This is a genomic window from Desulfamplus magnetovallimortis, from assembly GCF_900170035.1.
GTDB lineage: Bacteria > Desulfobacterota > Desulfobacteria > Desulfobacterales > Desulfobacteraceae > Desulfamplus > Desulfamplus magnetovallimortis.
This window is the reverse complement of record NZ_LT828543.1, coordinates 1-3,625: the sequence shown is the minus strand read 5'-3', so window position 1 is coordinate 3,625 and position 3,625 is coordinate 1. Positions and strand designations below refer to the sequence as shown.

Annotated in this window: 2 protein-coding genes; one reads left to right on the top strand and one right to left on the bottom strand. The window is 39.6% G+C overall.

The annotated features are described in order from the left end of the window. On the bottom strand, positions 1 to 1,053 hold a 1,053-nt coding region (locus tag MTBBW1_RS08735), incomplete at its 3' end, for an ATP-binding protein (protein ID WP_186441168.1). Between the two features lie 711 nt (positions 1,054 to 1,764). On the opposite strand from MTBBW1_RS08735, the gene MTBBW1_RS08730 reads away from it, so the two are divergent. Then, positions 1,765 to 3,369: a sigma-54-dependent transcriptional regulator gene (locus MTBBW1_RS08730; RefSeq protein WP_080802125.1), complete on the top strand. Its 1,605-nt coding sequence runs from the start codon at positions 1,765 to 1,767 to the stop codon at positions 3,367 to 3,369. The last annotated feature ends 256 nt before the right edge of the window (positions 3,370 to 3,625 follow it).

The window sequence follows — 3,625 nt, the reverse complement described above, 5'->3', positions numbered from 1 at the left end:
CGTCCAGACACGATCAGAATGTTTGCTCATGTGCAGCAAAATAGCCTTGGCATTAATATCATTGACACGATCAAGGGTCTGTTCAATATATTCTCCCCAGGTCATGGACATCTCTGAGAGACGATCTGAAATCTCAAAATTAACTGTAGCAACAACACCCTGACGAGTAGTTAGATCTTTATTTTCGTAACCGCTCTCTATCACGCAGGAGATGAAAAAAGGATCTGACTTACAAAGCTGGTTTATCTCAACAGCACTTTCGTTAGTTATGGCCTCTTCATAGTATTCCGCATACTTGAAGACTGCCTGAAGTCCCTCTTCAGGTATCAGATAGGGATTCATAAAAAAACGTTTGAGCCTTCCTGCCTCAAGATACTCATCCAAAATGCCCATGAGCCAGCCAACATATGAACCGGTTACAAGCATTGGGGCTATTCTGGATTCCGAAACTCCGTGAAAACTGCCGGCCAAGGTCTCATCTGGGCGGGTCAGCCTCTCCTTATCCGGATAGATATAATTTGTTATATTCTGGAATTCATCTATGATAACCAGAAACCGGATATCAAGAACTGCCCCAAAACGCTCAGGTGCTGTATAAGCTGTATTCCACATGGAATCATAATTGCCGGCTTCCTGGCTTTCAAGAATGGAATCAACATCTTCTGTTAAATGTCGATGAGATACAGAATATCCGTATTCTCGAATCTGTTTCAATGTCAATGGAGTTGTGACACGCATCTCATCCCTTTCAAGGAATGAAATATATTGGGAAGCAAAGGTTCGGTAATACTCCTCAGCAAAATTTGGATACCATTTTTTATTCTCACTGATTTCAAAAAAAAGAGGAATTACCTTTCCGTTTTCATTCCAGAGCTGATTAAAAAGCCTCTGGATAAATGCTGTTTTACCGCTTTTTCTTCGGGCCAGGATCACACGGGATTTGGAAAGGCGTCCGGGAATTCGAGATATCCATTTATGGAAACCTGCAAACTCTTTCTCACGGCCAACAAGAAGATCCGGCTCTCCTATGCGTTCAGGCAGAGGGTATTTCACGGTGTATTGTTCCTTTCTCCGTACATATTGAGGAATTTATATTCTTATTTCTGATTTTCGTGCTATTTTGGCAAGAGAATAAGAAAACCTCTTTGGCTCTGGCTTGGATAGCAATCCCATTTAATTTGTAAATTTTATATGAAAGTCTCCGCAAGTGGCTGTTTTTATAAAGACTTTCAACCTTTCGATTGTGGCGGTAATCCGCCATGTACGTTTATATGAAAGTCCCCGCCGTTTCAGGACTTTCATCTCTTCGATTGTGGCGGTAATGCCGCCATGTATGTTATAAGAAAGTCCCCGTGGTTAAAGGTTTTTTTAAGGACTTTCATGCTTCGTTGTGGCAGATGGAACTGCCATGGCCGTTTTATGGAAAATTGGGGTTGGTTCTAATTTCGGCCAATGATAATTTTTGTGAGGCTGTCTGAATCAGGATACCCATGATTAACATGATAAGACAGGATTAAGAAAATATCCTGAACATCTTTTTTATCCTGGTTATCCTGGTTATCCTGATTCAGACAAATGGCCGAAATTAGAACCAACCCCGAAAAATTAATAGACAGTTTAAACTTGCATAAGCACTGTAATAATTTTAATATTGGATGAAAAATATTATGGCAGATAGTAAAAATTTATTCAAATCAGTTTTTCATTATGCCAACATCTGCATCTGTCTGTTTCTAATACAACCACTGTTATAATAAAAAAGCCATGGAAATGACCCGTTCCCTTAATATACTTATTATTGACGACTCTTCTCCCATTCAACGCCTTCTGACACGTAATGCGTCCAGATACAAGCATATATGTGACTGTGCCGGCACACTCAAAGAAGCTTCAAGTTTGCTGCTTGAGAAGCAATTTGATTTGATTTTTCTGGATATATTTTTACCTGACGGAAATGGAATTGACTTTATCCATGTTTTCCGTGAGCAGCAGCAGGAAATTCCCCTGATTGTAATAATCACTGGCTCAGAAGATCTCAATAATATTGAAGATGCCATGAAAAAAGGTGCATGGGACTATCTGTCAAAGCCATTCGACAGCGAGCGCTTAAGTCAGATTTTCCATCGTGCTGTTGCCGTTTCTCTTACTTCATCAGAAGATCTCAATAATATTGAAGATGCCATGAAAAAAGGTGCATGGGACTATCTGTCAAAGCCATTCGACAGCGAGCGCTTAAGTCAGATTTTCCATCGTGCTGTTGCCGTTTCTCTTACTTCAAAAAAAACAGAGCTTATTCCCATACTTCCATCCACCATTATTGGAGAGAGTCAAGCCATAAGAAAGGCAATCCAGACCTTGTTTAAAGCAGCTCCAAGGGATGTAAACGTCCTCATTACCGGCAAGTCTGGTACAGGAAAAGAGCTATTTGCCCATGAGCTTCATAAAAAAAGCCCTCGTGCCGACCATCCTTTTATGGTTGTGGATTGTGCGGTGCTTCCGGAATCATTGATCGAAAGTATCCTTTTTGGTCATGTAAAAGGGGCATTTACAGGGGCAGCTTCAGATAAGGTTGGCCTGTTGGTTCAGGCGGAAAAAGGCACACTTTTTCTTGATGAAATTGGTGAATTGCCCATGGAAGTGCAAAAAAAATTTTTAAGAGTGCTGCAAGAGCGGACATTTTCCCCTTTAGGGGGAAAAAAAATTGTTCCTGTTAATTTCAGACTGGTATGTGCGACCAATCGTAACCTGGCTGAGATGGTTGATGCAGGTAAGTTTCGACTTGATCTTTACCATAGAATAAACACCTTCCCTATACATCTGCCTGACATCAAATATCGCCAGAAAGATGCGGTTTTACTTACCCATTTTTTTATAAATAAGCTTTGTAAAAAGCATAAATGCCAGGTTCGCAAGCTTTCTGATGAGTTTGTAGAGGCCATTGAAATATATGACTGGCCAGGGAATGTTCGTGAGTTGAGAAACGTAATTGAGCAAATGATATTGACCACCTCGGAATCAACTTTATATCCTGATCATTTGCCCGGAGAAATCCGAGCAGAAGTGCTAAAGAAAAATTTATCCCACAAAAAGGGAAAGCCTTCATCTTACACCACAGACAAAGTAACGGGTCAGTTATCCAGCTTAACTGATTCAGATATCGATGATGAATTTTTCTCCATTATGGGTAAAGGGGAGGCTATTCCAACCATAAAAGAGATACGCCAGAGAGCAGTTGAACAGACAGAAAGAAACTATCTAAAAGCAGTGCTTGCCCATACCAATGGAAACACCTCAAAAGCCATTGCCATTACAGGAGTTGCCAAATCCCAGTTTTATCGACTCATCAAAAAGTATGATTTAAAGATTTGATAGATCTTAAAAAATATACACTTACTCAAAGACGACACCTATGATCTTCTCATTTAAATCCCATTCCTAAGATCGCTTCCTAAAAAATCATCATATCAAAAAAATATTAAATATAAATATTCTTCTAAACAACTTGAATTTATAGTTCTTTTTTTCATATCCATATCTAAATGCTCAAAGAATTTTTTCAATCGGCATGAATTGTGAAATACTTAACCAGGAGAAGTCAGAAGCAAAGAGGGCTTCCGATTTTATG

Bases quoted from the DNA above. Each gene is read 5' to 3' on its own strand.
- MTBBW1_RS08730 (WP_080802125.1), top strand. From the start codon at position 1,765: ATGGAAATGACCCGTTCCCTTAATATACTTATTATTGACGACTCTTCT.